The following is a 23576-nucleotide window of genomic DNA, read 5'->3' as shown; positions in this document are numbered from 1 at the left end:
ATTTTTGAGTCCAGTCAAACCAGGGATCGTTCCGGGGGCTTTCGACAACCATGGTCGCACTCTTGAGATTTCTGCTCAAGCCATTGGTAGCGTCTAACAGAGAAACTAGATCACGCTCCTACTCTGCTGGGCATCTTAGACACCGATTTCCGATCGATAAGAAAGGCTCCTTTAGTTCATGAAGACTCAATATGTATGCGTTACGTATTTCATTGTTGAAGAAGCAGACCATGATGAGGCATATCAAACTTATCGAGGCCGAATGAATGATCTTGCCAAGGTAGAAGGCGTTGAAGTGGTATCAGTGGCGAAAGGCCTGCGGCTGAGTGAAAACAGCGGTCACTGGGAAAGCCTTGCTGAGCAATATCAGATTGAGCACAACGGTGAATATCCGAGCCAACATAAATTATGCTTTGTTGTCACCGTGGTGAATGTGGAAGATTCCAATGAAGCTTATGACCAAACAATGGAGCATCTGATTATGGATGATCCTGATGTGCGAGTGGATTGTTTCCCAAGCACTGTCGATGCCAACACGCAGATCATGTTGTAGAAAGAAAGGCACCACCAGCACAAAATACCGGTGGTGCCGCTGCGATTCTTAGCGCAGTCTTTAAAGCCAAGGAAGGCCTAGATAGAGCTCAAACTCCAGTCAGCTGGTGGGAAATTAATGCCCATTGGGCGGAAGAAATCAGCGACGGTCAGGCCCCACACGTGGAGGAAGTCTGCGAGCATCGGGAAGTCCACGATGGATGAACCCATAATATTTGGCTCCTTGCTTGGAATATACAAAATGATCTGCTGCATTAGCGTAACAGGTGTTTTAGTGCATTGTAGGTTGTGAAACTCCGAGAATTTCAGCCGGGGTCAGCAAAACACGAAGATTAGTTTGGCGGTTCCACAAGATGCGCTTGAGTCATCAGCTCCAGTTTGCGCTTTAACTGCCTGCCTCTCTTGGCATTAAGTGGCTGTGAATCTGTTGCCACGGTGGCATCGATATGAGCTTGGCCAAAACGTTTCAGCAACAAATCGTCGATGATGCGGATCTGTCCTGGATGGAAGCGGTAATTCATCACCTTCAGCAGCACTTCGATATCAGTGGGGTCAAGGAGATCACGCAGTTGTGCCACCGAGCTGATGGAGTTTGCCAGCAGAATATCTTCGAGGAAACGGTAATTGGTGGAGCGTGGGCGAGGGAAGCTGTTACCAATGAGCATCGCCAATACTCCAGGAAGTGTTTCTGCGGTGAGCTCCACAGATTCATCGGTAACGCGGCTGGTTTCTTTCAATGCTGCAATCTGGTCGAATTGCTGATCAGCTAGTTCAATCAGTCCGGCTGCCAGGGTAAACATGCGATCTACTTCTGCGCTGAAATCATCCGGGTTGGAGACATCGGCGCGTTTGTAGCGAATATCATGCTCAAATTCTGCCCAGGCATGCTGCAGCACAGTTCTTACTTGGACTTCGAAAACAAGGCCTTTGTATTCCTGGAGATCGTCTGCGGTGTCATCAACTTCTAGAATCAGGTGATGTGAGCCGTATCCGAAGCCGCCAGAAATTCTGGTTTCTGCTGCTTTATCAACAGATTTACGGACAGTAAAAGAATCCTGCAACACTTTCAATGCCACGGGAATTTCCGTGGAATGGTAGGTGGTGATCCGCACGCCGATCATGTCGTGGATATCATTGCGTGGATCTGGATAAATCACAGAACCATCTTCGCGGCGTTTGCGGGCTTTCGCCTTCAAGCTTGACCATTCTTTAACGCGTGTGGTGACGCGATCAAAGGTGACACCACCGTCTGTGAGCAATTCTTCAATTGCTAGGCGGAATTCCACATCTGCCGTGGGGTGGGCACGGCGGAATTCGTGATAGTAACTGCCAAATTGGGAAAGTGTGTTGTCAGACATAACGATTGCTCATGGTAGTGCCACCAACTTTCTTACATCGGGATCAAAACGCCGGAATTAAAACTCACTTTCGGGAACTAAAACCAACAAAGATACCGGCAAGTGGGTAAACAATTCAGCGGCAGGAACGACGCCACTAAAACGTTGCCCAGTAAGTTTGTCCTCCCAATATCCGCCAGGAAGGGTGACTGTGGTGTCATGCCACCCTCCGCGATCTTCCAGGATGAGAGGGCGCCTGGTTGCCAGCGCGATGATGCTCAAGCGGTTTCTTTCTGTGCCACGGGCAATACCCATGATGTGGGATTCTGCACGACCTTCACCGAAAACTGCCTGATGGCTGCCACCGACAAAGCAGGAGGGGAACTCAGCGCGTACTTCTAAAGCTCTGTGTACAACTGCCATTTTGGCGATATCGGCATGTTCTACGAGATCTTCTAGACACGAGATACTCTTCCACTCCCAGGTGAGTAATTGATCTAGTACTTGTTCTCTGGCGGTGTAATCCACAAAGCGTCGGTTATCGGGATCTACCAGGGAGTCTTCTAAGAACTCTGTGCCTTGGTAGGTATCGGGTACGCCTGCTCCCACCATATGGAGGAGTTTTCTGCCCAAAGAAACCTGCACAGAACCGCGATGGAGGCGGGTAACAAATTCGGTGATAAGCGAGGTGGAGGGACCGTCGAAAAGCGCTTCCACCCAATCGCAGACCGCAGCCTCAAAGGATTCGTTGGGGTCCACCCAGGTTGTTTTTATGGATGCTTCGCGGATGGCTTTTAAGGCGTAATCCTTAAAGCGGGCGCGGAGGCTATCGGTGATGATCCCGTCTGCCGGCCAGACACCGAGCAGGTTTTGCAGGAGGAAATGGCCTGTTGCGCCGTCTGGTGCGGGGAGTACTGCGGAAATACGGTTCACCAGCTCGGAGAACATATCGGGCATTTCGGTGAGTTCGATGATGCGCGCGCGGGTATCTTCGCCGCGTTTGGTATCGTGCGTGGACAGCGCAGTCATAGTACGTGGCCACAGCAAGCTGCGTTCTTCTTGGAGCAAGTGGAATTCGGCAGCGGAGACGCCAAACCTGCCCGGCGCGCCACCGACTTCTTGCAGGGCAATAAGCCGGGATGCGCGGTAGAAGGTGGTGTCTTCTACACCTTTGGCCATCACAGCGCCACAGACTTGGGCGAAGCGGATTTTGGCTTCACCGTTGCCTAAGAGGGCTGCGGATATCAGGTCTAGTGCGTCGCGGCGGGAAGGGAAACGCTTGGACATGTCGGCGATGATGGTGGCGGTGGTGCGGGAAAGCGAGATGTAATCAGCGCGGTAGACGGGCATCGCGGCGACTAATTCGATGATGGTTTCGCTGAGTTTGTCTTCGGTGACATTGGTGCCGGCGGTGGAGAAGTTATCGCGGCGCATGGCGCGGGCAAGTCGTCGGATTTCAGCGGCGAGTTCTTCTTGTGCGACTGCTCTTTTCAGGCTGGCTTCGGTGGATTCGAGGGCTCGTTCATCCCAGGTGGATCCACTGTGTGTGAGTGCGAGCATGGAGAAGCGGTCTTCTGCTTCGCGAGAGATGAACACACCGTCTAATTCTCGTAGTGCGTCGTATCCGGTGGTGCCATCCACTGCGAGGCGTGGGTCAAGTGGTTCGTCGACGCCGAGGATTTTTTCGATGATAAGCCAGCGATCCGGTCCGATGAGTTCGCGGAGGCGGTGGAGGTAGCCGAAAGGATCGGATAGTCCATCGGGGTGATCAACGCGCACGCCATCAATAAGGTCCTCAGCTACCAATTCGCGCAGCAGTCGGTGCGTGTGTTCAAAGACCATGGGGTCTTCTTGCCTGATGCCGGCCAACGTATTGACGGAGAAGAAGCGGCGGTAATTAATGACTCCATCGCGCCAAAATTGCAGGCGATAATGCTGGCGTTCATAAGCTTCCTGGGGGCTGCCTGCTGTGGTGCCTGGCGCAAGGGGAAAGAGATTGTCATAGTAAGCGAGCACTTTTTCGCCATTAAGGTCAGCGAATTCGAGCTTGTCTTCATCGCCTTCAGCGCCAAAAATCGGCATGCCGAGTTTTCCGCCGGAACCGTTATCCTCATGCCAATCAATATCAAAGTAGAACTCAAAGGCAGAGTCTTGGCCATTTTTTAACACATCCCACCACCATGGATTTAAATGGGGGACCGCAACACCTAAATGGTTGGGCACAATATCAATGATGATGCCCATGCCGTGTTCATGGGTAGCTGCAGCCAATTCTCGAAAACCATCGATACCACCGAGCTCTTCATTAACGGTGGTGGGATCAATGACATCGTAGCCATGGTTGGAATCGGGCATGGAGGTAAAAATAGGGGAGAGGTAGAGGTGGCTGATGCCCAATTTCTTCAAATAGGGCAGTTGAGCCTTCGCATCGGCAAAACTAAAGGCGCGTCCAGCGCTATCTGCTTGAGGTCCTCGCATTTGAAGCCTATACGTAGCGGAAATAGGGCGTGCCATGAAAATACATCCTTAAAAGTTTTGCACAATCGTACGGTACGCCCTTGATCTTAGTGAGAATGCTTCATCGGCGTCGTAAAACTTTAAGCCGCCAGCGCCATATGGGCTGGCTGATAAGGGGCCGGGAATCCGTGCCTATAAATAAGAAGCTTGTCGACGACTCCCTCTTTTCCGCTTTGTTTAAGAAAGCTGCGCGCCCATAATTCAAATTGGCCCATATATAGAGAACCTGCAGGAAGGGCAATAAGCGTGTCTGCAGTAGGGGCTAAATATAGCGGTGCTGGACCCAGGCGCAGTTCTAGGTGCCGATTTACTAAAGAAAAAGTCCTGGGATGAGTTAACCACGCTGTCATCGGTGCACCAGGAACTCTTATCTGTAGTGATGGGGAAGAAATACGCGTGGTAGTGACCCCATCACGCAAATCAAAGCGAATTCCCTCAGGGGTGGTAGCTGCTTGGACTAAATTATGTGCAGCCTGATCCCAGGCTTGCCTGGTGGATAGTCCCATTTCAGCTAGTGCTCGATAGCTGATCGTTGCCTGTCCATTGACCATTCCCATGAACAGGTCATGGGAAAGATTCAGGGTGGCTGGTTTATCACAAAAACCGTCAGTGCTTAAACGTGTGGTGTGTGTCCACTGCCGGTTACGCAGCCGAGGCTGGATGGTGGCTGCACGAACCACCATCAACGTTTGTGTGTTCATCTCTCAATCCCCTTAGAAAAAATTTATCTCTTAAAGGGATTGGACTGTGAAAAGGGCGTTTAGGTTCCCAATTATGCAAAAGTTTTTCTAGAACGGGGGTTGTTCATCAAGACCAAGCGCTGTAAATAGCTGCTTCTCAGTCCAAATTTGAATGTCTTGTCCCTTTTCTTTCAGCTCTTCTGCACGCTTTTGCTTACTGGTGATACTCGTCCAAGGACCTGCCACTAAAATGGTGGTTTTCTTGGTGACATTCTTACCAATAAGTGCACCTTGATCTGCAATTTTCTGCCACAGGTCACCCTTTTCATAGGGTTCAAAATCTCCCGTGAGAGTGACATTGTGCCCAAACAGAATGCTGGCAGGATCCGCATCTGGATTAGGATCAGGAATTACTTCAGGTGTTGCCACCTTGTCCCATGGAGCACGGCGTTGAGTTTTCTTCTTAGGCGCAGCCGCAGGAAATTCCCACGCAGGTTCAACTGCTGCAGACTGCACCTCTGCGGAACCGGCAGATTTATCTAAGCCCAAGCGACGGCGCTGCAACACAACATTTGCCCCGGAGCGATCTTTTAAGACAGGGTAAACCTTCTCACTATCCACAGTGCCGAGAGTAAACCCACGGCTATGGACGAAATCAACAAAGCTTCCCTCAAAATTATGGCGCTGGGCTAACGCAATGGTGATTGCTGCACAGGCACGCGCATCTTCTGTGGCATCATGATGGTTTTTTAGCTCAAACCCAAGATGGCTGGCCACTGTGGGCAGCTTATGGTTTTCCACTGGAAGTTTTTCATTGCGCGCAAGGGTAAGCGAACAGCCGTACATCATTTCTGGAACCTGGAGACCAGAAGCGGCACAAGCACGGAACAGCGCAGTGAAATCAAATTGTGCATTATGCGCAACGAGCGGAAGCTCACCAACGAAATTCACCATTTGAGGCACCAGATCAGCAAAACTTGGCTGCTCCGCGACCATCTCCGGGGTAATGCCATGGATACCAATATTGATCTCGTTGAAGACATTCAAGCTTGGTGGCGGAGTACACAGCCAAGACACAGATGATTCTTCAAGGCCATCCTTGTATTTCACCAAACCAATCTGGCAAATAGACCCCCAATCATCATTGGCAGTTTCCACATCAAAGCCCACAAAATCTAGACCCAACACTGACGCTGGAAGATCATCTGCTGGGGTGTGACCACCGATATTGCGTGGTTTTTCCCCCTTCAACACTGCCTCGATATCCGCTGCAAGCGCAGACAGATCAGCCACAGTATTTGGTGCGAACTTAATGGCTTTGGAGATGCCGCCACCAGTTCCTTCCAAGGTTAAAACACCATGCGTATACGCAGTAGGCTCCTGCACTGACACACCGCTGACCTGAGAAAGATCAACAGATTCCGTCTGTGCGCTGGACTGGGAAAGAGCAGCCAAAAGGGGAGAGTAGTTAAGGGTAAGAGTGGAATCATCCAAAGAGATGGATGCGCCGTGTGCCGCGATCACAGGTGTGGTCCTTTCGATCTGAATCAATGGACACCACCCTACTAGGTGCATCGGACATCAAATAAGCGCGCCGGGGGTTGTCGATAAGATTGGTAAAAGCTGCGAAGAAAATAACAATCAAATCAACTCTTGTCGATTATGTAACGCGCAGGGGAAAAATCACGACGCATTAGGTATCAGGGACTTAAATTAGGAACTCCGATCTGGCACCCACCTTTGGTGGTGGAGATTAAAGAGTCGGACCACTTCAGTTTTAATGATGAAAGAGCTTTTCAATGAACGCAGAGTTTGAGCAAGTCACAGTGGCCGAGGCTACGCAGACAGTGATGGCTGGAAACACCAGGGAAGCTACCGTCACCGATATTCGTGATGCAAAGCGGAAATCAGCCCAGGCTGATTCAGTGACACCTTTTAAAAAGAACTGTCCGAGCCGCAATCTGCTCGATACCATCAGCGACAAATGGGCAGTGTTGATTCTGCTCAGCATGGCCAATGGTGCTTTACGCAACGGTGAGATCAAAGATCAAGTGCAAGGCATTACCCCGAAAATGCTGACCCAGCGTCTAAGCGTTTTGGTGGAAGATGGCTTGGTTACTCGTACTTCTCACGCTGTTGTTCCTCCACGTGTTGATTACCAGCTCACTGAGCTGGGTACTTCAGTAATTGAGCCGTGCCGTGCCATGTATCACTGGGCAGTGGAAAACATTGAAGAAGTAGAAGCCTACCGCTCTGCGTAGTGCCTATTTTCGCTGAGCTGTACAGGTGCTGAGCTGGATCCAGTATTAAGTACTGAGGTTTCGACAGGCTAAGATGTTGTGGACAAATCCAATAGAAGAAGGGCCGTGTATCTTCATGGTTTCTACCACAGCATCACGCTTCACCGCCGGACTTTCAGCGCTTTTAGCAACAGTTTTGCTAGCAGGGTGTAGCAGCACCACCAATGATGAAGCGGTTGATTCTGAGGCTTCCAAGGCGCCGGCACAAAGCCAAGAAGGTTTTCCTGTCACGGTGACCTTTTCCCCAGAACTGCCAGTAACGATTGAGGATCAACCAGAACGCATCGTGAGCCTCTCGCCGGCAATCACTGAAACACTGTTTGCCGTGGGCGCTGGGTCGCAGGTTATTGCTGTAGATGAGTACTCCACCTATCCGGTAGAAGCACCACTGGTGGAAGGTCTTTCTGGTTACACACCTAATATAGAGTCAATCCTGGATTATGATCCAGATTTGGTGGTTTTAGCATCATTTGATGATTCTATTCTGAGCGGATTGGACGCTGCTGGGGTAGATGCTTTGGTCATTCCCGCCGCAGACAATGTGGATTCCACCTACACACAGATTGAACAAGTCGGTCTTGCCACCGGCCATGAGGAACAAGCACACGATGTGGTTGACGGTATGAAAGCAGATATTGACGCTGCCCTGGCAACCATTCCTGATGAGCTAAAAGAACAAGGCTTGAGCTATTTCCATGAACTGGGAAGTGATTTGTTCACAGTTTCTGACCAAACCTACATCGGCCAGGTGTATGCGATGTTTGGACTGACTTCTATCGCCCAAGGCGGCGATGCCTACCCACAGCTCTCTAATGAAGCAGTGATTGCCGCAAACCCAGATCTTATTTTCTTAAGTGATGCCACATCAGAGAACCTGACTGCAGAAGATATCGCAGCACGACCTGGCTGGAACACCGTGGATGCAGTGATCAATGATCGAATTTACGTGCTGGATGAGGATATTGCTTCTCGCTGGGGACCACGCGTTTCTCAGTTAGTGGAAGATATCGCAGCACAGCTGAATCAGCTTGCAGATGCAGAACCTGCAGCTGCGTAAAAAGTTTAACTACACACAGTGGTAAAAAAATTCCTCAACAACCCCCTGATGGCTACCGCTTTATCGGTCGTGATCTTGGGGTTAGTGGTGTTGTTTGCAGGTTTTAGTGGCGTGATTGATCTCCAGCCCACGGCGGTGTTTGCACATATCAGTGGGCAGGATAGCTTAAGTGCCCGGGAACAGGCCATCTTTTTTGATATCCGGCTACCGCGTATCATCACGGCGATCATTGTTGGCGGAACACTTGCTATTTCTGGTGCGGCCTATCAGGCAGTATTTCGGAATCCGTTGGCGGATCCCTATCTTTTAGGCGTGTCGGCAGGGGCTGGTTTGGGCGTTACGCTAGTGATTGTTGGAGGCACTGTTCTAGGAATATCGGCATCTAATGTGGGCGTGATTGGTGCAGCATTTCTCGGCGGAGTGGCTGCAGTAGCAGCAACGATCGTGGTCAGCAGGGGAGTCGGTCAGGGATCTTCTGCCACGGTGGTTATTTTGGCAGGTGTGGCAGTCGCGGCTTTCGCCAGTTCGATTCAGACGTATATTCAACAGCGACACATCGATACTGTTGCGCAGGTTTATGTCTGGATGCTGGGCAACCTCAATGTCACCGCCTGGTCATCGATTGTCATTGTTGGGATTGTTGCAGGTCTGTGCGCCACGGTGATCATGGCGTGTGCGCGGTTGCTGGATGTGATGGCAGTGGGAGATATTGAGGCTCGTACTTTGGGCGTTGATCCCGGTCTTGTGCGTATCGGCGTGGTGCTCGTGGCCACGCTCGGCACGGCTGCAGTGGTATCCATCTCTGGTTTAATCGGGTTCGTTGGCATTATCGTTCCGCATGCTTTGCGCCTCATTGTGGGTTCAGGGCATCGCATGTTGCTGCCGTTATCTTTGGTGTGGGGGGCTATTTTCCTCGTGTTGGCAGATACTGCCGGACGCACATTGATGGCACCTCAGGAATTGCCCGTCGGTGTGGTGACCGCTGCCATTGGTGCCCCGTTCTTCTTGTTCATTTTGCGTAGAACCAGCAGGCCACGTGCCGTGGTCAAAGGGGAATAAATGTCGATTATTGAATGTGTAGATGTGAGCGTTCGATATCTACACGCACCACAACCTGCTGTTAATGGTTTGAGTTTTTCTGTAAGCCAAGGGGAGTGGCTGAACCTTGTTGGCCCTAATGGCTGTGGAAAAAGTACGTTGCTGCATGCCCTTGCACAAGTCTTGGCACTTGATTCGGGAAGTTTAACGATCGCAGAGGGGCGCGTCGAAAAGCATGGCCTGGCGGCATCGCTTGGCCTGAAAGCTGCCCGGCAACGCCGATATTTTGCGCGCACTGTGGCACTGATGCCGCAGCATCCCACAATTCCTGCGGGGCTCAGCGTGTTTGATTATGTGCTGCTGGGGAGGCATCCGCACAGCTACGCACCCGGGCACGCCGATGATGAGGTTGTGCGTCGATGCCTGGCAGAGCTTGACTTGGAGCGCTTTGCGCAGCGCGAACTCGGTGCGTTATCCGGTGGTGAGCGCCAACGAGTCAGCCTCGCGCGAGCGCTGGCCCAAGAGCCGCGCATCGTGCTTCTCGACGAGCCGACCTCCGCGCTTGACATCGGGCATGCCCAAGAAACACTAGAGCTTATCGACGCCGCCCGCCGCCGACGTGACCTCACCGTCGTAGCAGCCATGCACGATCTGACCCTGACCGCTCAATACGGCGATCGCGTGCTGATGATGAACAATGGTGAGAAAGTATCCGAAGGCAGCGCTGCAGAAGTGTTGACAAAAGAGCGCATCACCACAATCTATGCGGCACATGTCTCTGTGAGCACTGTTGATGGGCGTCCCGTGGTGATCCCTACGCGGCCCTCTGGCAGATAGTCTGGTGTCCGCGCAGTTTTTTTAACCTTACTTCACCTGGAGACCAAAGCAGCTTATAGAAGGTAGGTTGTTGGTCAAATACGATGGCGCGCGGAGGTTTCTCAAACCAGATCGCTAAACACCAGCGTCGAAGTCCTGAAATCAGCTGGACGTTCCCTGTAGTGAGGTTGATAACTAGAGACACCGGACAAGCGTGCGCTAATCCGGTGTCCGCAGTTACTTAGAGCGCATCTGATTCTTGTTCTGGAGGAGTGTCCAGATCTTCCTCAGATACATCATCGGCTTCCTCCAGATCAGCTCCGTGCTGGTGGGCTAACTCAGATTCTTGAGCACTTGCCTGTTCTGCCTCCAACCGCAATGCTGCTTCAGCGTCCGCTGCTTCTTTTTCTGCTGCTAATTCCAATTCGCGTTTATCGGCAGCAATCTTTGCATCGAGCTTGGTGTAATCAGGTGCTTCTACCTGGCGTAACAGCATCGAGGAACGCGCAGGGACGGTAATTGAGCCGCCTGCTTCGATGGTGAGATCTTCCAGTGGATGTCCCACAGCTTCAGTGGTATCGACAAGCAATTTCCACTTCATACCGAACTGCTCTGGGGGGAGCGTGAAATCAATGGGTTCAAAGTGCGCATTGAACATGAGGATGAAAGAATCATCGCGGATTTTTTGTCCGCGGGAATCTGGCTCCTCAATGGCATCGCCGTTGAAAAATACCTGCAAAGATTTACCGAAGGTGAAATCCCAGTCATCTTGGGTCATCAACGTGCCATTGGGGACCAACCAGGCGATATCACGATCACGGACATCCGCACCCAATGGACCACCCGCTAAGAATTGGCGACGCCTAAACACTGGGTGATTTGCGCGGATCCGCAACAAACGCCTGGTAAAGCTCACCAAATCTGCGTTTTCTTCAGCCTGCTCCCAATTGACCCACGCCAACTCATTGTCCTGGCAGTAAACGTTATTATTGCCTTCTTGGGTGCGAGCCATTTCATCGCCATGGGACAACATCGGAGTGCCTTGCGATAACAGCAAAGTGGTGAGGAAATTGCGGCGCTGCTGTGCGCGCAGCTGCAGGATCTCCGGATCATCAGTGGGGCCTTCAACACCACAGTTCCACGAACGGTTGTGGGATTCGCCATCACGGCCGTCTTCGCCGTTAGCCATGTTGTGCTTCTCGTTGTAGCTCACCAGATCATTAAGGGTGAAGCCATCGTGGGCGGTAACGAAGTTGATTGATGCAGTAGGGCGCCTGCCGTTGTTGGCATACAGGTCAGAGGAACCAGTCAGACGGGAAGCAAATTCGCCCAAGGTGGCTGGTTCGCCGCGCCAAAAATCGCGGACAGTATCGCGGTATTTACCGTTCCACTCGGTCCACAAAGGAGGGAAATTACCCACCTGGTAGCCGCCTTCGCCGACATCCCATGGCTCAGCGATGAGCTTTACCTGGGATACAACAGGATCTTGCTGAACCAAATCGAAAAATGTTGCCAAGCGATCAACATCATTAAACTCACGCGCCAACGTGGATGCCAGATCGAAGCGGAACCCATCGACATGCATTTCGGTGACCCAATAGCGCAGTGAATCCATGAGCAATTGGAGAGAATGTGGATCGCGAACATTAAGGGAGTTACCGGTGCCGGTGTAATCCATATAGTGGCGCTTATCGCCCTCAACCAAGCGGTAGTAAGCCTCATTGTCGATGCCGCGGAAAGAAATGGTTGGACCCATGTGGTTGCCTTCAGCAGTGTGGTTGTACACCACATCCAAAATCACTTCTAGGCCGGCTTCGTGGTAGCTGCGTACAAGTCCCTTAAATTCTGCTACAGCACCGCCTGGATTGGTATTGGCTGCATAATCGGTATAAGGAGCAAAGAAACCAAAGGAGTTATATCCCCAATAGTTGCGCATCCCAAGGTCACGCAGACGATCATCTTGGAGGAACTGGTGGACGGGCATGAGTTCAATGGCCGTCACGCCGAGATCAACTAAGTACTGAATGATTGTAGGGTGCGCAAGGCCTGCATAGGTGCCCCGGAGTTCCTCTGGAACATCCGGGTGAGTCATGGTCATACCCTTGACATGGGCTTCGTAGATGACGGTTTCATTGTAGGGAATCCGTGGTGCGCGATCATTTCCCCAGTCAAAGAACGGATTGACCACGACAGATTTCATCGTGTGATCGATGCTGTCTTCCGTATTGCGTCCGTGGGGATCATCAGGATTGGTGATGTCATAGGAGAACAACGATGGGTGTCCATCAAAATCTCCATCAAAGGCACGCGCGTAGGGATCAACTAAAAGTTTGTTCGGGTCGCAGCGTTTACCATCATCAGGGTTCCAGGGGCCGTGCACACGGAAGCCGTAGCGTTGGCCCGGCTGCACACCAGGAAGATAAGAATGCCAAATGTGGGCATCGCGTTCTTCCAAAGGGATACGGGTTTCATTATTATCTGCATCTAATAAACACAGCTCAACGCGGTCTGCGACGTCGGAAAAGATCGCGAAATTTGTTCCAGCGCCATCGTAGGTTGAACCCAAAGGATAAGCATGCCCGGGCCAAACTTGGTACGTGTGCTCACTCGTTGATGTCATGAAACGTCATCTTATATGGCTTAGGGCCTCTAGACCCGCCATTATGGTTTCTACCCCCTGGCTAAACCTCCGTTCGAAGCTTGTCGTGGCATCAAGTTCTTCCGAATCACCAGTTAATTCCTGCAGTTGGAGTTGAGTCTGTTCAGTGAGAACGGCACCAACGACAAAATGCAACAGCGTAAACGCCCCCACCTCATCAGGGTTGTCAAAAGATGTGGAAATACGTGATTCTAAATCTTTGCGCAGTAGTTGATTACTAAGCGCAGCGCTGACAATTTCAGCTCCGTCCTTGGTATGTAGCATGAGTGCCCGCAGCTCTGCGCAGGTTTCCTGCGCAGAGCTGCTTGATTGTTGCTCTTCACTGTGTTCCAGCACAGGCGCCAGGAGATGGCGCGAGGTGGCGTCGATAAGCTCCTGCTTATTTTTGAAATGCCAATACAACGCACCCGGCGCGACATTTAATTGCTTTGCGACGCGACGCATCGTCATATCGGACAAACCGTATTCACTTAAGATGGCAACGGACGCCTTGATAATTGCTTCTTTAGATAACTGCACAATTCCCAGCATAATGACAGGACTGTATCCGGCTCACAGCAAGATTGTTTTGCTAGGGTAATCTGCGTGAAACCTCCAGAAATTCCAAACGTTTCCGGAGCAACTCGATGATCTATCAGGAGCAGAACTTTGTCTATTCGCATTTCCTCCAAGAAGGCTGCCTTTGTGGCACTCATGGTCACCCCGCTTTTCTTGAGCGCCTGTAGCAGTGATTCTGCCGATTCTGAGGCGGCATCGACCACCTCAGCTACGACAAAATCTTCTACTTCTTCCAGCGCTTCTACATCAGTTGAAGCTGCAGAGACCACCGTGTCTACTGAGTCAGAATCGGCAGTGACTACGGAACCTACAATCAATAACACTGAAAAGGCTCAGCTAGACGCTCTTGCTCAAGAACTAGCTGAAAACCCAGTAACTTTTGCTGAGGCCGTACCAGTAGAAAATGGTGCAACAGCAACACCAGAAGAAGCTGCAGCAATTGAACAATTGGTACGCGGATACGCCGACACCAACACTTTGCGTGGATCATTGGCTTACACCATTAACAACACCTGTACTCGTGTTCTTGAGGCCAGTGGTGCTAACTCTGCCCAGCTAGATTTGAACACCATTCCTGATATCCCACTGGGTGGCGAAGGCACTGGCACTGTTGATTCTGTGACAGATGTTGTCGTTGACGGCCAAGCAGCATCCGCATGGGTTGTTGCCACCGCTGGTGGTACTACCGATTCCGCAACTCAGCGCTTCCTCAACGAAGGCGGACAATGGAAGTTCTGCGATTAATTCTCCATTGAATCTGATTCTTCGCGATTTAGGTTCACCGGTTGCAGCACACGCAACCAACAAAGGTATCCTTTAGTGCCATGACCTACCCCGACATCTCCACTGATCGCAATCCTTATGAAGGTTATGCAGGTGATGGCAGAGTCGGGGAGCTGAAGTACTCCGAGCGCCCGAAAAAATCCGGATCCTGGCTAAACATAAGTAAGTCAGTCGGAATTTACGCGGGTGTTTTGGCAATTACACTGGCTATTTTTGCCATCGCAGGCATCCTGTGGGGTCTGATCCGACCTACCTATACTGCATATGTTGAAGATGCTGAATCAGCTTCAATCGCAGTAGAAACCAATACTGCGTTTACCGGCTACGCCTGGTTTGTTATCGCAACTGGTGTATTGGCTGCTGCCATCGCTCTAATCGTATTTTTGCGTTCCATTCACACCCGAGGCCCGTTGATGCTGGTCTGGCTGGGCATAGTATCCACCGCCGGTTCTGCAGCATTTCTAGTTTTTGGTGGTGTTGCATCCGCATTTCTTCATGGATCTCCATCAGATTATGCCGATGCGATTGGTGAGTCTTTTAACATTGCACCCACAATCACACCCGGTGTAGCTATCGCCGTTGCACCATTTTTAGCAGTGTGCATCTATTGGTGCGCAGCATTTGTCACACCGGAAGAAGATGCATCTGAAGATTCTCTGGTTGCTGATCTGACGAACGAATCTTAAATGTGCGCAATCACTGGAACTTAGAGTTGTTGAGGAAGCTGGTTTAGCGCCTTTGAGCGATGTGTTTTGAGTGTTTTGCGACTGGCTTATTTTGGCTTGTTGTAATGGGGGGTAATTTTTCAGCGCTCATCTGAGCCAAGTCAGGGTTAATTACTAATCGATGTGGCTGTGCGTTGATTTAAGGGATTGAATATCTAGAATGGGTGTTCGTATTAAACGGTGTCACTCAGGCTCTTAGGCGGGCGTCTGAGGGGGGTTGTTTTTGAGACATGTGGGGCTATTGGGGATCCTGTGAGATTCCGGTGCAAGGATCTGCCGCATCCATCCGGGGGGCTTGGTAAGTCGAACGAATATTTGCATAATGGTGGCCTCTAGATGCAAAAATCTGCCACATTTTCGCAAAAATTAGCGATTTGGAACGAGAATTTGCATCTTAAGTAAGCCGCGGCCAGCTCGCGTGGGTAACCAACCCCTGCACGGTTCAAACTAGCTGGAAATCTCTAAAAGTAGTTAAGCCCTTGACTGCCTGGTGAGCAGCATGGTTGGTTGTAGCTTTTTAGTATGAAATGGCTAGCTTTTGGTTGCATGGTCTGCTTTGCGCTCTTAAAGCACCGTTGCAGTCCTCAGAATAACTGCGGACTTCTATAGGCTGGATCTTTTTCACTTTCTACAAGATCAGCTGTCTTTTTCTGGCCAATCCACTGCTGATTTTCCAGTGGCTTCGGTGCTGATGGAATCAATAGCCCGCAAAATATGGTGGATGGATAAGGCAATATTGTGTTGCAGTTGGTCATCATTGAGTCCTTCGGCAACTGATACTGCAAATTCCACTCGAACTTGGAGGCCTTGATCATCGGTGTGGCAGAAGGCTTTCGTTGTGAGTGAACTTTCATTCCACTGGTTACACATCATGAAAAGTTTCATGAAATCCCGAGTGGGGTCCATGCTGGGATCCCAGTGGCCCTTGACCAAGAACGTTGGACCGTTATCAACGAAGAAGCCTAAAAATACTTCGTTGATCCAGGCAATGATGAAATCTTCTTCGCCACTGGTTTTCACCACACCAATTGTATGAAGTTGTTCTCGGATGCGGTCCAAGATGACTTCATGAGGGATATCAGTATCTGCGATCAGGTTTTCTTCCGGCTCGAAGAATTCATCTTCAGATTCCCATTCGATGTCATCATCTAAGTAGTCATCTTCTGGATCTTCTTCTGACATCTCTGATTCTTCCCACTCTGTGTCTGCTAGAAAATCTAGGGGGCTGTCGATGTGCGCAGGTACGTATAGCCCACTGATTTTTTCTAGGAGATCTGCCTGATCTTGTTCATCGCTGAGTTCTTCGAGGGCTTCTTTGTTGAGTGCTTCACGATTAGAACCATTCGAGCCGCTTGAGCCGCTGAAAGATAATTCAGAAAAATGCTCCAAAATAAATGTAGAGGCCATAGCAGTGGTATCCATCGTCAAGGAAATAAACTGGCGCAGCTGTTGTGCGCTGAGGCCCTCATCAACACAGATTGTGGTGCGAAATTGCAGTTCTACTTCGCCGTCATCACCCAGATGGATAGTAGCTGTTGGTCCGATGCGTTCTGCATTCCATTGAGTGACCACTCGGGCGGCATCGTTGATGGCGAACATGTCTAGGCTCAGGCGCATGCGGCCCAAAATCGTGAACATGAGCCCAGATTCGCGGCTGAAATACATTGAGACTCGGTGATCGGGCCAGGGCATGATGATGCGATCTTTGGAACTGAGAAAATTGTAGCCCAAAGAATCGACAGTTTCTGACACACGATTGAGGTCTACGGGGAAAGGAATGGAGGTGTTTGGGGCGGGGACGTTTCGATCATTCACAGAGGTGAGATCCATTCCTTCCAATATCTAAAAGCGTAAAAGTTGATTTAATTCAAGCAAATCTGCGGAGGTCACTTTAAGTTTCAAGTCTAATTCAAATGTGTTCTGATGTACCCGAATCAGAAACTTGTTACGTGGGGAATACAATAGATAGACAAGTGGGCTCAAAATATTATGTTGATGCCTGTGGATTTGAGTACAGAGCTCGAAGAATATCGATTCAACCTTTTAAGGGAGAACTTTTCGCCATGTTGAATGTCACTGACCTGCGCGGTCACACACCATCCAAGAGCGACATCCGACGTGCATTGCCACGCGGTGGCACAGACGTGTGGTCCGTGCTTCCTATAGTGCAGCCAGTTGTTGAAGATGTCCAAAAACGCGGCGCGGAAGCCGCATTGGATTATGGCGAAAAATTTGACCATATTCGCCCCGCATCGGTGCGGGTTCCTGCAGAAGTTATTGCTGCAGCTGAAAAGGCTTTGGACCCATTAGTTCGGGAGTCCATTGAGGAATCTATCGCCCGAGTCCGCAAGGTTCATGCGGATCAAAAGCCACAGGAACACACCACGGAGCTTTCTCCAGGTGGCACCGTCACTGAGCGATTCTTGCCGATTGATCGGGTGGGACTTTATGTCCCAGGTGGCAACGCGGTGTATCCATCAAGTGTCATCATGAATAGTGTTCCAGCCCAGGAAGCTGGTGTGAACTCTTTGGTGGTTGCCTCTCCTCCTCAGGCTGATTACGGTGGTTGGCCACACCCGACTATTTTGGCAGCGTGCGCTATCCTCGGCGTGGATGAAGTATGGGCAGTGGGCGGCGGCCAAGCTGTCGCGTTGCTGGCTTATGGTGATGAAGCAGCAGATCTTGAACCAGTGGATATGATCACTGGTCCTGGAAATATCTTTGTCACCGCTGCAAAGCGCCTGGTTAGGGGAGTAGTGGGCACCGATGCAGAGGCTGGTCCTACTGAGATCGCCGTGCTTGCTGATGCTTCCGCAAATGCTGTCAATGTTGCTTATGATCTGATCAGCCAGGCAGAACATGATGTGATGGCAGCATCTGTGTTGATCACTGATTCTGAGCAGCTTGCTGCGCAGGTTAATAAAGAGATCGAAGCGCGCTACTCAATCACACGCAACGCCGATCGTGTTGCAGAGGCTTTGCGTGGAACCCAAAGTGGCATCGTGCTTGTCGACGACATCTCGGTGGGTATCCAGGTCGCCGATCAGTATGCTGCTGAGCACTTGGAAATCCACACCGTCAATGCTCGCCAGGTAGCAGAACAAATTACCAACGCTGGCGCTATCTTTGTGGGAGATTTCTCTCCAGTTCCACTGGGTGATTACTCTGCTGGCTCCAACCACGTTCTGCCAACGTCTGGAAGCGCACGTTTTTCTGCCGGTTTGTCTACCCATACGTTCCTGCGTCCGGTTAACCTCATTGAATACGATGAGGCTGCACTGAAGGATGTCTCTGATGTGGTGATCAATTTCGCCAATGCTGAGGATCTTCCTGCTCACGGTGAAGCAATCCGGGCACGTTTTGAAAACCTCCCCACCACAAACGAGGCATAAAAATAATGACTAAGATTACTTTGAATGATTTGCCACTGCGCGAGGAACTTCGCGGTGAATCTGCTTATGGTGCACCTCAGCTCAACGTTGATATTCGACTCAACACCAATGAAAACCCATACCCACCATCAGAAGCACTGATTACTGATTTGGTGGCAACGGTGGACAAGATCGCCACAGAGCTTAACCGTTATCCAGAACGCGATGCCGTGGAGCTTCGTGAAGCGTTGGCTGCCTATATCACCACACAGACTGGTGTCGCGGTAACCAAGGATAATCTGTGGGCTGCTAATGGTTCCAATGAAATCCTGCAGCAGCTGTTGCAGGCATTTGGTGGACCAGGACGCACTGCCTTGGGGTTCCAGCCAAGCTATTCCATGCACCCGATTCTGGCGAAAGGTACCCACACTGAATTCATTTCAGTAAACCGTGGTGCTGATTTCCGCATCGACATTGATGTGGCTTTGGAAGAAATTCGCAGCACGCAGCCTGACATTGTCTTTGTCACCACCCCAAATAATCCGACTGGTGATGTGACATCACTAGAGGATATTGTGCGTATCATCAACGCTGCGCCAGGCATCGTTGTTGTGGATGAGGCCTATGCAGAGTTCTCACCTTCACCCTCGGCAACCACCCTGCTTGAGCAGTACCCAACCAAGCTCGTGGTCTCTCGCACCATGAGTAAGGCGTTTGATTTCGCAGGTGGACGCCTCGGTTACTTTGTGGCCAACCCAGCATTTATTGATGCCGTGATGCTTGTGCGCCTGCCATATCATCTTTCAGCGCTGAGCCAGGCAGCCGCAGTCGTCGCGCTGCGCCATAGTGGTGACACACTGGGAACCGTCGAGAAGCTCTCTGCAGAGCGCATTCGTGTAGCAGCACGTCTGGAGGGACTTGGATACGCTGTGGTACCAAGCGAATCCAATTTTGTCTTCTTTGGTGATTTCTCCGATCAGCATGCTGCATGGCAGGCATTTTTGGATCGGGGAGTCCTTATCCGCGACGTAGGAATCACAGGCCATCTGCGCACCACCATCGGGCTGCCTGAGGAAAATGATGCGTTTTTGGACGCAGCAGCCGAGATCATCAAGCTCAACCTATAGGAGAAGAACATCTCATGACTATTGCACCAAGAATCGGTCGCGCAACACGCACCACCAGCGAATCAGATATTTCCGTTGAAATTAACCTAGACGGCACTGGCCAGGTAGACATCAACACCGGTCTGCCCTTTTTTGATCACATGCTCACCGCCTTTGGCGTTCACGGCAGCTTCGATCTGAAAGTTCATGCCACCGGTGATATCGAAATCGATGCGCACCACACAGTAGAAGATACCGCCATTGTGCTGGGACAAGCTCTCCTTGATGCCATTGGCGATAAGAAGGGCATCCGACGCTTTGCGTCCTGCCAGCTTCCAATGGATGAAGCACTAGTGGAATCCGTGGTAGATATTTCCGGACGCCCTTATTTCGTGATCTCTGGCGAACCGGATCAGATGATTTCTGCTGTCATCGGCGGACATTACGCAACTGTGATCAATGAGCATTTCTTTGAAACCCTTGCTCTAAATTCCCGCATTACACTGCATGTCATTTGCCACTACGGTAGAGACCCTCACCACATCACAGAGGCTGAATACAAGGCTGTTGCCAGGGCGCTTCGTGGTGCCGTGGAGATGGATCCACGCCAGACTGGAATTCCTTCCACTAAGGGAGCCCTCTAGCAATGAATTCTGCTCCCATCTCTGATATGGTCACTGCGGCTGTGCAGACACAACCTGATGCGGGCGACCGGTGGTTTATTTACGGTTTGTTCCTCATCGCCGGTCTTTTCATCGGTGGTGCGTGGTCTGCATATAAATCAGAAAACAAAGTCCTCATGATTATTGCTGGCCTCATTGCAGTGGCAGCAACAGCTGGAGGAATTTTATGGTTGTTGGGAGAGATGACTTAATTTGGACACACGGGCTTTGACACGTGCTGAAATTGAACAACTGCCCAGCATGTGGAAAAGCCCCGGTTTCGTGGCTGTCCTCGTGGCTGTGGCCGCTGCGTTTGGTAGTTGGTCACTTTTGCTTCCAGTGGTTCCACTAGCTGTGCTCAACAATGGGGGATCGAGCGCACTAGCTGGCGCCACCACCGGAATATTTATGGCAGCAACCGTGATCACTCAGATTTTCACTCCGGCTGCGCTGCGTAAAATTGGCTATACTCCCGTGATGGTATTTGCCGCCTTCATGCTGGGTGTGCCTGCTATTGGCTATATCTTCAGCATGGAACCTCTGCCAGTTTTGCTGGTGTCGGCTCTTCGCGGAATCGGATTTGGTGCCCTCACTGTTGCCGAATCAGCACTGATTGCAGAACTAGTTCCGGTACGTTTCCTCGGCAAAGCCTCTGGCATGCTGGGCGTATTCATTGGCTTATCGCAAATGCTGTTTCTTCCCACGGGCCTTGCCTTGGGTGATCACTTTGGCTATAACGTGGTTTATATTTTGGGCGCTGTTATTGCACTGGTGGCTGCAGTGATGTGCATGCGGATTCCGCGGATTAAAGCAGCTGCGAAGGTGGCGCCAACAGTTGAGGCCTCGAGCGTGGCCTCGGAAAAATTGGAAAAATCTGTCTCCACATGGAAACTGGTTCTGATTCCATCTTTGGCTGTGACCTCCTTATCCATGACTTTTGGTGCGGTATCCTCCTTCCTCCCCGCAGCTGTCATCGAGCTAGATCCAGGTCTGGGTGCCGCCCTGGCTGGCATTATTTTGTCAATCACAGGTGGTTCATCGATGGTGTTCCGTTACCTCTCCGGCGTTATTACCGACCGTCGTGGCGTTCCTGGGTCCACGATGATTCCTGCACAAATAGCTGGCCTGTTAGGAGTCGTGCTGATCGCTGTGACCATCTTTGAAAGCTGGTCTGTCTGGTGGCTTATCATCGGCGCAGTCATGTTTGGCGGAGGTTTTGGCATGGTGCAAAATGAAGCGCTGCTTTCGATGTTCTTCAGATTGCCACGCACACGAGTTTCCGAAGCTTCGGCCATCTGGAATATTGCCTTCGACGCAGGTACTGGCATCGGTAGTTTTGCCTTGGGTATTGTCGCGGCATCCTTGGCTTATAGTGGCGCCTTCGGAGCTGGCGCACTCGTGATTTTGCTGGGCATTGTGCTGACTGTGGCAGATCGAATTCTCGGGCGATACCGAGTCACCGAATACAACAACACCCGTGCCCGCCTGCGCGGCGTGCGAAAAAGCACCGATTAAACGCTTGTCGACGCCACCACCATCCGGTTCTTTCAATGGTGGTGGGCTGTGACGATCTCCGCTATACAAGTGAAGAACTAGGGTCAATTACTCTATTTTTCATGTTAATCTGGCGGATGATTTTCGTACCCAATAAAGCATTGTTCTTTTAGAGCATTAGACGATGAAGATCTTGCATTCGGCACTAATTTGAGCCAAGCCAGGACCACTAGTGATGGGGACCAGACCAGACGACCAAATTTTCATAGATGGAAAGAATCTCGGTCGCCTGGTCTGCTCTGCTGGAAAACTGCCTCCGAAGCCTGAAAAATATGCCCTCTCAGATTCGTCTTTAAGCGCTTCTTTGGGAACATTCCATACAAACACTCATTCTAAAAAACAGGATTCTTAAACAGGCTCACAGTAGTGGTATCCCAAAAATTCTCTACTGTAGGGCTGGTAAGTAGCGAATGAAACAAGACTGCAGTGCTTGTTCCGGAAAGTGCGTGCCTTAAACTATCCGCATGACCAAAACTGTCGCCCTTCTCGACTACGGATCCGGAAATCTACGCTCAGCTCAACGCGCACTTGAACATGCTGGCGCAGAAGTAATTGTGAGCTCAGATCCGGAAATCTGTACCAATGCTGATGGCTTGTTAGTTCCTGGAGTGGGAGCTTTCGATGCTTGTATGAAGGGCTTAAAAAACGTCTTTGGACATCGCATTATCGGCCAACGTCTTGCTGGTGGCCGACCAGTGCTGGGCATCTGCGTAGGTATGCAGATCCTGTTCGATGAGGGCGAAGAACACGGTATTAAGTCTGCCGGCTGTGGTGAATGGCCAGGCAAGGTGGAAAAACTTGAGGCTGAAATCTTGCCACACATGGGCTGGAACACCCTGGATATGCCTGCTAATTCTCCAATGTTTGAAGGACTATCCGCTGATGAGCGCTTCTACTTTGTGCACTCTTATGGCGTGCGCAAGTGGACGCTAGAAACTGATGATCTCACTACTCCGCCACAGGTTGCATGGGCTACTCATGAAAATGATCGCTTTGTCGCTGCCGTAGAAAATGGTGCGCTGTGGGCTACCCAATTCCACCCAGAAAAGTCCGGTGACGCAGGCGCACAGCTACTGCGAAACTGGATCAACTACATCTAACAGATAGGATCAATATTCATGACCTTCACTATTCTTCCTGCAGTCGACGTAGTTAACGGACAAGCAGTCCGCCTGGATCAAGGCGAAGCCGGCACTGAAAAATCTTATGGCACCCCTTTGGAATCTGCACTGAAGTGGCAGGAACAAGGTGCTCAGTGGTTGCACTTTGTGGATCTGGATGCAGCATTTAACCGTGGTTCAAACCATGACATGATGGCTGAAATCGTCGGCAAGCTTGATGTTGATGTTGAGCTCACTGGTGGTATCCGTGATGATGCATCCCTAGAGCGCGCATTGGCAACTGGTGCACGTCGCGTCAACATTGGTACCGCTGCGTTGGAAAATCCAGAGTGGATTGCCTCTGCGCTCAAGCGCTATGGCGAGAAAATTGCTGTTGATATTGCAGTGCGTTTAGAAGACGGCGAATGGCGTACCCGCGGTAACGGTTGGGTATCTGATGGTGGCGATCTCTGGGAGGTGCTTGAGCGTCTAGATTCTCAGGGTTGTTCTCGTTTTGTGGTCACTGATGTCTCCAAGGATGGCACGTTGACCGGACCAAACGTAGAGCTGCTGCGTGAAGTTGCCGCTGCAACTGACGCACCAATCGTGGCATCCGGTGGCATTTCTGTGCTGGAAGATGTGTTGGAACTGGCTAAATACCAGGATGAGGGCATTGATTCTGTCATCATTGGCAAAGCATTGTATGAGAAGCGATTCACCCTTGAGCAGGCTTTGTCTGCCGTGGAAAAGCTTGGTTAATT

Annotated in this window: 22 protein-coding genes; 14 read left to right on the top strand and 8 right to left on the bottom strand. The window is 50.9% G+C overall.

The genetic code is table 11. The annotated features are described in order from the left end of the window. Nucleotides 1-178 precede the first annotated feature (178 nt). Nucleotides 179-553, top strand: coding sequence for a hypothetical protein (locus ccrud_RS09270; RefSeq protein WP_066566593.1), 375 nt, complete (start codon nt 179-181; stop codon nt 551-553). Between the two features lie 77 nt (nt 554-630). Here ccrud_RS09270 and ccrud_RS15820 read toward each other — a convergent pair whose 3' ends face one another. The 5 genes from ccrud_RS15820 to ccrud_RS09250 all read right to left on the bottom strand — a co-directional run bounded on the left by ccrud_RS15820 (nt 631) and on the right by ccrud_RS09250 (nt 6610). Beyond that, a complete protein-coding gene (locus tag ccrud_RS15820) occupies nt 631-762 on the bottom strand; it encodes a hypothetical protein (RefSeq protein ID WP_281181331.1) in 132 nt (43 codons plus the stop codon). Nucleotides 763-884: 122 nt separating this feature from the next. After that, a complete protein-coding gene (locus ccrud_RS09265) occupies nt 885-1910 on the bottom strand; it encodes a GTP pyrophosphokinase (protein ID WP_066566591.1) in 1026 nt (341 codons plus the stop codon). A gap of 57 nt (nt 1911-1967) precedes the next feature. Then, on the bottom strand, nt 1968-4403 hold the full coding sequence (treY, locus tag ccrud_RS09260) for a malto-oligosyltrehalose synthase (RefSeq protein ID WP_066566588.1): 2436 nt from the start codon (nt 4401-4403) through the stop codon (nt 1968-1970). An 83-nt stretch (nt 4404-4486) separates the two neighbouring features. After that, nucleotides 4487-5107 (bottom strand): hypothetical protein, encoded by a 621-nt coding sequence (locus tag ccrud_RS09255; RefSeq protein ID WP_245670229.1) that lies wholly within the window; start codon nt 5105-5107, stop codon nt 4487-4489. An 87-nt stretch (nt 5108-5194) separates the two neighbouring features. Further along, nucleotides 5195-6610: a 3'-5' exonuclease gene (locus tag ccrud_RS09250; RefSeq protein ID WP_066566583.1), complete on the bottom strand. Its 1416-nt coding sequence runs from the start codon at nt 6608-6610 to the stop codon at nt 5195-5197. A gap of 275 nt (nt 6611-6885) precedes the next feature. Between ccrud_RS09250 and ccrud_RS09245 the strand changes: the two genes are divergently transcribed. The 4 genes from ccrud_RS09245 to ccrud_RS09230 all read left to right on the top strand — a co-directional run bounded on the left by ccrud_RS09245 (nt 6886) and on the right by ccrud_RS09230 (nt 10318). Beyond that, the gene (locus ccrud_RS09245; RefSeq protein WP_066566579.1) at nt 6886-7347 is read left to right on the top strand and encodes a winged helix-turn-helix transcriptional regulator; all 462 of its coding nucleotides are present in this window, start codon (nt 6886-6888) and stop codon (nt 7345-7347) included. Nucleotides 7348-7462: 115 nt separating this feature from the next. Next, nucleotides 7463-8443 (top strand): ABC transporter substrate-binding protein, encoded by a 981-nt coding sequence (locus ccrud_RS09240; RefSeq protein ID WP_066566577.1) that lies wholly within the window; start codon nt 7463-7465, stop codon nt 8441-8443. A gap of 48 nt (nt 8444-8491) precedes the next feature. After that, on the top strand, nt 8492-9502 hold the full coding sequence (locus ccrud_RS09235) for a FecCD family ABC transporter permease (protein ID WP_066569792.1): 1011 nt from the start codon (nt 8492-8494) through the stop codon (nt 9500-9502). Further along, entirely contained in the window at nt 9503-10318 is an 816-nt protein-coding gene (locus tag ccrud_RS09230; protein ID WP_066566575.1) for an ABC transporter ATP-binding protein, read from the top strand. It begins immediately after the preceding gene. 220 nt (nt 10319-10538) lie between these two features. Here ccrud_RS09230 and glgX read toward each other — a convergent pair whose 3' ends face one another. Both glgX and ccrud_RS09220 read right to left on the bottom strand, forming a co-directional pair. Then, entirely contained in the window at nt 10539-12917 is a 2379-nt protein-coding gene (gene glgX / locus ccrud_RS09225; protein ID WP_082868804.1) for a glycogen debranching protein GlgX, read from the bottom strand. 6 nt (nt 12918-12923) lie between these two features. Next, a complete protein-coding gene (locus ccrud_RS09220; protein WP_066566573.1) occupies nt 12924-13487 on the bottom strand; it encodes a TetR/AcrR family transcriptional regulator in 564 nt (187 codons plus the stop codon). 117 nt (nt 13488-13604) lie between these two features. Between ccrud_RS09220 and ccrud_RS09215 the strand changes: the two genes are divergently transcribed. Together ccrud_RS09215 and ccrud_RS09210 are read left to right on the top strand one after the other, a co-directional pair. Beyond that, complete coding sequence (locus tag ccrud_RS09215; protein WP_066566571.1) at nt 13605-14258, top strand: hypothetical protein; 654 nt, start codon at nt 13605-13607, stop codon at nt 14256-14258. Nucleotides 14259-14338: 80 nt separating this feature from the next. Next, complete coding sequence (locus ccrud_RS09210) at nt 14339-14983, top strand: hypothetical protein (RefSeq protein ID WP_066566568.1); 645 nt, start codon at nt 14339-14341, stop codon at nt 14981-14983. A gap of 675 nt (nt 14984-15658) precedes the next feature. Here ccrud_RS09210 and ccrud_RS09205 read toward each other — a convergent pair. Further along, nucleotides 15659-16852, bottom strand: coding sequence for a YbjN domain-containing protein (locus ccrud_RS09205; RefSeq protein ID WP_066566566.1), 1194 nt, complete (start codon nt 16850-16852; stop codon nt 15659-15661). A 233-nt stretch (nt 16853-17085) separates the two neighbouring features. Between ccrud_RS09205 and hisD the strand changes: the two genes are divergently transcribed. The 7 genes from hisD (at nt 17086) to priA (ending at nt 23574) form a co-directional block, all read left to right on the top strand. Further along, the gene (hisD, locus tag ccrud_RS09200; protein WP_066566564.1) at nt 17086-18414 is read left to right on the top strand and encodes a histidinol dehydrogenase; all 1329 of its coding nucleotides are present in this window, start codon (nt 17086-17088) and stop codon (nt 18412-18414) included. 5 nt (nt 18415-18419) lie between these two features. Then, nucleotides 18420-19520: a histidinol-phosphate transaminase gene (locus ccrud_RS09195; RefSeq protein WP_066566562.1), complete on the top strand. Its 1101-nt coding sequence runs from the start codon at nt 18420-18422 to the stop codon at nt 19518-19520. A 14-nt stretch (nt 19521-19534) separates the two neighbouring features. After that, on the top strand, nt 19535-20143 hold the full coding sequence (gene hisB / locus ccrud_RS09190; protein WP_066566559.1) for an imidazoleglycerol-phosphate dehydratase HisB: 609 nt from the start codon (nt 19535-19537) through the stop codon (nt 20141-20143). Nucleotides 20144-20145: 2 nt separating this feature from the next. Further along, nucleotides 20146-20373, top strand: a complete 228-nt coding sequence (locus tag ccrud_RS09185) for a hypothetical protein (protein ID WP_066566556.1) — start codon at nt 20146-20148, stop codon at nt 20371-20373. 49 nt (nt 20374-20422) lie between these two features. Beyond that, entirely contained in the window at nt 20423-21676 is a 1254-nt protein-coding gene (locus tag ccrud_RS09180; protein WP_066569790.1) for an MFS transporter, read from the top strand. 503 nt (nt 21677-22179) lie between these two features. Next, on the top strand, nt 22180-22815 hold the full coding sequence (gene hisH / locus ccrud_RS15330) for an imidazole glycerol phosphate synthase subunit HisH (RefSeq protein ID WP_066566553.1): 636 nt from the start codon (nt 22180-22182) through the stop codon (nt 22813-22815). A gap of 18 nt (nt 22816-22833) precedes the next feature. After that, nucleotides 22834-23574 (top strand): bifunctional 1-(5-phosphoribosyl)-5-((5-phosphoribosylamino)methylideneamino)imidazole-4-carboxamide isomerase/phosphoribosylanthranilate isomerase PriA, encoded by a 741-nt coding sequence (gene priA, locus ccrud_RS15325; RefSeq protein WP_066566550.1) that lies wholly within the window; start codon nt 22834-22836, stop codon nt 23572-23574. Nucleotides 23575-23576 lie beyond the last annotated feature (2 nt).

The organism is Corynebacterium crudilactis, assembly GCF_001643015.1.
Lineage (GTDB): Bacteria > Actinomycetota > Actinomycetes > Mycobacteriales > Mycobacteriaceae > Corynebacterium > Corynebacterium crudilactis.
Note: the sequence above shows the minus strand (reverse complement) of the source record. Positions and strands in the feature narration are given on the sequence as shown.